This window comes from Streptococcus danieliae, assembly GCF_009767945.1.
Classification (GTDB): domain Bacteria; phylum Bacillota; class Bacilli; order Lactobacillales; family Streptococcaceae; genus Streptococcus; species Streptococcus danieliae.
In genome coordinates this window covers 1-6,293 of sequence record NZ_WSRS01000097.1, presented here as the reverse complement: position 1 = coordinate 6,293, position 6,293 = coordinate 1, and the positions used below count along the sequence as shown (strand labels likewise).

Genomic DNA, 6,293 nt, shown 5'->3' with positions numbered 1-6,293 from the left:
ACACGTTTTCTAAAATCAATTCCGTATGCCATATCACTAGTATAGCACATACTGTTTATATCTCAAACAACTATACTATCTATTTCGAATTTCGGAAGACCATTAAATTCTTTTGCTTGGATCTTGAATCTTACTGGCCTATCTGTTTTCATATTTTTGTTGATTGTTCACATAAAAAAGATAAACAGGAAGTAGATTCCAGAGTTTGTCAAGAATTTTGTATAAACTCTAAAGTAGAGTTTTACGGAGTGTGTCAAATGGATAAAGAAATTGTTTACGAAATATGGAGTTCTTAGAGTTTAAACCGTGCACTTAAATAGGTGGCTTAGAACACATAAAATATATTAAATTACTGTAAGGAGGTCCCTTATCAAGAATACCCTGCTGATTCCGATTTTAATTACGTTTCTCTTAATCATACAAATAGGCACCATGTCCACTGAACTTCGATTCTTTTACTTGAATGTATTAATCATGGTCTACACAATAGGCTCTATCTTTTCACTTGATTTCAAGGTTGGTAGAAAAACTTGATAAGTGTCCAATGAGCAAGTATGTATAAGGTAAAGTTGAAGTTGGCGGTGGATGAAAGTTTTACGGGGTTATGGAAGGAGAAGTTGAGGTATGGGGAACGTAATGTTATTTTTAGGGGTAATACTCACTGGTTTTTTGAATTATGGGCACCTCTAAAAACTAAATTTCTGAAAATCTAAATGTTGATTTATCAAGGTTTGAGTGATTAAATTTGAAGAAAAACTGGGGTTTTTAGAGGTCCCCTTATGTTCATTATGCCAATTTACGATTATTTTTGATCCTATCCTGCCTACAAGTTGTCTTTCTAATCGTTATTCATTATCTAACAAAAAAGTTTACTTCAAATATTCCAATTGAGGAATCGAATTATCGGGTTAGTCTAAAGAAACTAGTAATTGTATCGATTTCAATATTATCATTAGGAATCTTACGAGGCCAGGTGATTTATTGTTTAAATTTGATTATTACCGCCTTTATGTATCAATATATTGCGGTAAAAAATGGTTATAGACTGGCTACTTGAGTACTCTGTAATTAGATTAGGGCACCTCTAAAAACTAAATTTCTGAAAATCTAAATGTTGATTTATCAAGGTTTGAGTGATTAAATTTGAAGAAAAACTGGGGTTTTTAGAGGTCCCCATTATCAATTCCTTTGAGTAAGTGCTTGATTTTATTGCAAAGTAAACTTAAGGCTGATGGAGCAGTGTGCTTTTGAATAAAAGCACAAAAAGAAAACAATCGGAAAAACAATGATTGATCTGTTCTTTCCGATTGTTTTTTGCGTGTTTAATCTTGGTTAAAAGAGCAATAATTTTTGTCTGTTTGTTAATCGAGATAAAGAGTAGTTACCCCTCCAAGTATTCCTTCAATTCCTCTCCCTGCAGTCCAGCGTTGAGGGCGATGAGGAGTTTGAGGCGGGCTTTGGGGGCGTTGAGTTCTTTAATAAAGGCAATGCCCTTGTTGGCTAGGTCTTGGCCGCCTCCGGGATAGGCATAGACGGGTTCGGCGATGCCATTGAAGCAGCGGGAAACGAGGGCGATGGGGAGACCCGCTTGTACTAGATTTGCGAGCTGGTCTGCGACCAGTGGGGGGACATTGCCGGCACCGAAGGCTTCGATGATGAGTCCGTCTAGTTGGGATGTTTGGATGTTTTTGAGGAGCTCGCCGTCCATACCGGTGTAGACGGGGAGGATGGCTACTTGGCCTTCGATTTGTTGGAGATCAAAGCGGACTCGTTCTTGGGCCTGTTTGAAGTAGACGATTTCCTTTTTCATGATTAGGCCTAGTGGACCGTGGGTTGGGGTCTGGAAGGTGGAGACGTTGGTGGTGTGGGTTTTGGTGACATATTTAGCCGCATGGATTTCATCGTTCATGACAACTAAAACGCCCTTATCTTGGGCTTGGTCGTCTGCGGCAACACGGATAGCTGCCTGGAAATTATAGATGCCATCACTACCGAGTTCGTTTGAAGAGCGCATGGCACCGGTAATCACCACGGGGATTTGCGGCAAGCTCATGGTGTCCAGAAAATAGGCTGTTTCTTCGAGGGTGTCCGTACCGTGAGTGATGACCACCCCATCCACTTGATGTGCATAATCCTTGATGGCCTGGAAAAGCTGGAGCATGTGGCTGGGGGTCATCTGAGGGCTAGGCAGATTTAACAGATCTACTGAAATCAATTGGACATTTTCAGATCCTGCTTGGATCTGGACCATGGGATTTTGTTCATTGGTCATAACCCGTCCCTGGTCATCGGCCTGCATGGAAATGGTTCCTCCTGTGTGAAGAGCCAAGATTCGTTTCATAACGCACCTCATATCTTTTTTATTTTCATTTTATCATACTAGAGGCCCGATTATGATAAAATAAAAGGAAGGAAAGGATGGATAAAGAGGGCTAGAATGGACATAAAAGCAGTTTTTTTTGATATCGATGGGACCTTGGTCAATGATAGCCGCCAAGTCCTCAAGTCGACCAAACAGGCAATTGCATCGCTGAAGAAACAAGGTATCCTGGTGGGACTGGCGACTGGTCGGGGACCTTTCTTTGTGCAGGAATTTATGGAGGAACTGGAGTTGGATTTTGCTGTGACCTATAATGGCCAGTATATTTTCAGCCCCAGTGGCTTGCTCTACGCCCAAACCCTTTCTAACCAAGAAGTTGCAGAAGTTCTGGCTTATGCTAAAAAACATGGCAAGGAGATTGCACTGGGGCGTGCGGATGGTATGTTGGGATCGCGGATTATGTCTTTTGGCATGTCCTCTCTAACTCAGGGCCTCCATCGTTTGATTCCGCCTAAGTTATCCAGTCTGGTCACCCAGTCTTTTAATAAGGTTGTGAGTCGTTTTGTCCCTCAGGATTACCAGGAGTTGGAAGCTTTGGCCAAAGAGCCTATTTACCAAATTCTAATGCTGGCAACCAGTAAGGAGGGCACGGAAGTTGCCCAACAGTTTCCACACTTGAAATTTACCCGCTCCAGTCCCTATGCATCAGATATTATTAGCCAGGGAATGTCCAAATTGGAGGGGATTCGACTTTTGGGCCAGGAGTTTGGTTTTGACCTGGATCAAGTTATGGCCTTTGGCGATTCGGATAATGATTTTGAAATGTTGTCTGGAGTTGGCTTGTCGATTGCCATGGGCAATGGCTCTAGTCGGATTAAGAAAGTCGCCCAGCACACAACCAGTTCCAACACCGAAGATGGGATTCATGAGGCCTTGTCCTATTTCGGTTTTCTAGGCCAGGAGCCGATTTTTGTCAGTCAGGATACTAGTTTCAATAAGGTCAAGCAGTTCCATAGTTTGATGGATCAGCGGACGCAAGAAGATCCACGTCCTTGGGTCTGCCAGGATGCGGGCTATCGGGCGGCCTTTACGATTGAGGAACTAGTAGAATTTGTCCATGCAGCCAGTGCTTCTCCCGCCGAGTTTGAAGCAACCATTAGCCAACTCCACCAAGCTATTGACCAGGCCAAGGAGAAGGTCAGTTCTAAAGCAGGAGAACCACAAGTGGATTTAGTCAAGCAGACAGATGCTCTGGCGGATCTCCTCTATTTCACTTATGGTCATTTTGTACTCATGGGAGTGGACCCAGCTCCGATCTTTGACCTGGTTCACCAGGCTAACATGGGCAAAATTTTTCCAGACGGCAAAGCCCATTTTGATGGCCAAACCCATAAAATTTTGAAACCAGATGATTGGGAAGAAAAATATGCCCCTGAACCTGGGATTGAGAAGGAATTGGAACGCCAAAAAAGAGCCTACCACAAACACCATAGTAAAAAAGAGGCTGGGAAAAAATCCTAGCCTCTTATGTTATGGTTTGTGAACTGACTCTGACACAGGCACTAACTGAGTTTACGAACATCGGACGCTGTTTGAGTATTTACAAGATTATTTCGTGCTTGTCTATTTTAAAGCTCAGTGAGTCAATTCCTGACTCGCTGAGTGTCCTAAAAGAGATCTTCTTGCTCACGCACGACAAGGAAATCGACCTTGGCGTGGCGCAGGATGTATTCAGATGAGGAACCAACCAAGAGGCGTTCGAAGGCGTTGAGACCTGTTGCCCCAACCATAATCAAATCGATCTTGTGCTCTTCGGGAATGTCGGTTGCCAAAAGTGTCTTAGGATTGCCAAATTCAATCACTTGATGGACCTCTGTTAAACCGGCAGCCTGAGCCTGTTGGACATATTCCTCGAGCATTTTCTGAGCTTCGATTTTGAGTTGCTTATAAACATCGGAATCGAAAGGGGTTACGCTTTGAATCGCGCGTGTATCAACGACGTGAACCAGAAAGAGCTGAGCCTGGTTGCGCAGGGCCACATGGATAGCCTTGTGCAAGGCCAATTCAGCAGATTTAGAACCATCTAAAGCAACCATGATGTGTTGATAATGTTGAGTCATAAGCTTACCCTCCTTTATATAGTTCTATTGTAACCCTTTTCATTAGATAATGCAATATTATAGGGAAAATTTATAAAAATCGGAAGTTGATTATTACATTTTTGTGACAAATGAAAAGGATGTTTGACATTATATATATATATATATATATAATGGAGGGTGACAGATTAGAATCTGTCTTGTTAGTTTACATACTTGAAATACGGAGAATAATTATGAAGAAGATACTGATAGCAGGTGCAGTTGCAACAGTTGCAGCAACTGGTTCAAGCGTAGCAGCTGATGAGATTGCTAACGCAGTTGTGGAAGATAAGGATGTTAAAAGTGTTGATTGTAGTTGTCAGTCTGACGCGTTGATGGTTGAGCAAGAAAACATTAATGAATTGAATAAGACTATCCAAGAGCAAGAATTAAGGGTTTCTGAAGATAAAGAAAACGTTTCAATAGCTGAAAATGAATTGGCTACCGGTTTGGAACAATTAGAAAATGCTGCTAAAAAGCTCGAAGATATCACGCCAGAAAAAATAGCTACGGCAACAGATAAAATTAAAGAGATTGAAATAGCACTAGTAAATGATAAATCTTTAGAGAGTGCCAAAAATCAATTAAAGGATGCAGAGCAGAAGGTTCATGAATACGAGCCCATTCTTCAAGCTGCCCAAAAAGATGTTGAGTCAAAATTAGTTGAGGTACGAGAAACTGAGGCTAAAGTTCAGTTGGCGGAAGCAACTTTTGATGCAAACAGTGTCATAACTGCTCAAAAAGAAGTGAGTCAACTAGAATCTACTTTAAAACAAACGAATCAAGATTTAGTTGAACTAAATAAAAAGCTTGACGCGCTAGAAAAAGAGAAGTCGCTATTTTATTTGAATTCAAAGAAAAAGAAAGAAGAATTGGAAAAAGCAGTAAAAGAAGCTGGACCTGAATATACAACTGAATTGGTTCAGTATGTTGTTGCTGAAAATAAAGTGGAAGATTCTGATGCCTATTCTCAACCAAAAGACCCGTACTTTATTAAGGATGGGAAGAAGTACTATGTGAGTGCAAATGAAAATCTTGAATTTGACGGTGAAGCTACAGAAGTTATTGTGCTAAAAAATGCAGAAGAATACTCGGATAAAGAAGTTGATTGTGAGAAGGTTTCGCAATATATTTCGGAATATCTTAAAGAACTGCGAAACATTAACGGAATTGATATTCCAGTACCACCAGTAACTTCAGAGGCTTTGAAATGGGCTAAAGCTCGAACCGATGAAATGGCTCGAAATAAAAAATTAAGCCATGACACAATTTTACAATTGGCAGACTTTGGGATTCGTGATGCGACAGAGAATGCAACAACTCTTATTAGTAAAAAATCGAAACTTTCTGAAAAAGAGATAGCCTATAGAGAGATTCTAGAATACTATAATGATTATAGGAATACATCTAGCTATGGATCTGAAGATTCTACAAAGGTTAACGTTTATAATTATGGTCATAGAATTCCTCTTTTAGGTGCATCTGGTACTGGATTAGCGATGCAAGCTACTGAATACTATGGAATTCTGACATTTGTTTCTACAAATGATAAGGGAGTGTATAGTACTTTACCGTCTAACTCTCAAAAGACCTGGTCTGCTCATTTCTTAGCCTCAGCTAAAAATGAAGACGAGGATCCGTTACGATCAGAATTTTATTTTAATGGTAAGCGAACTAAATTCTTGCCTAAAACAACATTTAACCCAAATTATTCATACCTCAAACAACTCCGTGTAAATAGCTAAAAAATCATCAGAAATTGCCAAAAAACAATGGCAATTTCTGATGATTTTTCTTGTCGTTCAATCTGTTCTAAGGATAAAAATGGATTC

The 6,293-nt window shown here is 40.5% G+C and carries 4 protein-coding genes; 2 read left to right on the top strand and 2 right to left on the bottom strand.

The features are described from left to right. Positions 1-1,381: 1,381 nt before the first annotated feature. Entirely contained in the window at positions 1,382-2,341 is a 960-nt protein-coding gene (locus E5983_RS08285; RefSeq protein ID WP_160333379.1) for an asparaginase, read from the bottom strand. Between the two features lie 96 nt (positions 2,342-2,437). Here E5983_RS08285 and E5983_RS08280 point away from each other — a divergent pair, with 96 nt between their 5' ends. Further along, a complete protein-coding gene (locus tag E5983_RS08280; protein WP_160333378.1) occupies positions 2,438-3,841 on the top strand; it encodes a Cof-type HAD-IIB family hydrolase in 1,404 nt (467 codons plus the stop codon). A 146-nt stretch (positions 3,842-3,987) separates the two neighbouring features. Here E5983_RS08280 and E5983_RS08275 read toward each other — a convergent pair whose 3' ends face one another. Beyond that, positions 3,988-4,440, bottom strand: a complete 453-nt coding sequence (locus tag E5983_RS08275) for a universal stress protein (protein WP_160333377.1) — start codon at positions 4,438-4,440, stop codon at positions 3,988-3,990. A 215-nt stretch (positions 4,441-4,655) separates the two neighbouring features. Between E5983_RS08275 and E5983_RS08270 the strand changes: the two genes are divergently transcribed. Then, complete coding sequence (locus E5983_RS08270) at positions 4,656-6,206, top strand: hypothetical protein (RefSeq protein WP_160333376.1); 1,551 nt, start codon at positions 4,656-4,658, stop codon at positions 6,204-6,206. Positions 6,207-6,293 lie beyond the last annotated feature (87 nt).

What these genes read in the sequence shown, in the direction of transcription:
- E5983_RS08285 (WP_160333379.1), bottom strand. Translation starts at nt 2,341, where the DNA reads ATGAAACGAATCTTGGCTCTTCACACAGGAGGAACCATTTCCATGCAG.
- E5983_RS08280 (WP_160333378.1), top strand. Translation starts at nt 2,438, where the DNA reads ATGGACATAAAAGCAGTTTTTTTTGATATCGATGGGACCTTGGTCAAT.
- E5983_RS08275 (WP_160333377.1), bottom strand. Translation starts at nt 4,440, where the DNA reads ATGACTCAACATTATCAACACATCATGGTTGCTTTAGATGGTTCTAAA.
- E5983_RS08270 (WP_160333376.1), top strand. Translation starts at nt 4,656, where the DNA reads ATGAAGAAGATACTGATAGCAGGTGCAGTTGCAACAGTTGCAGCAACT.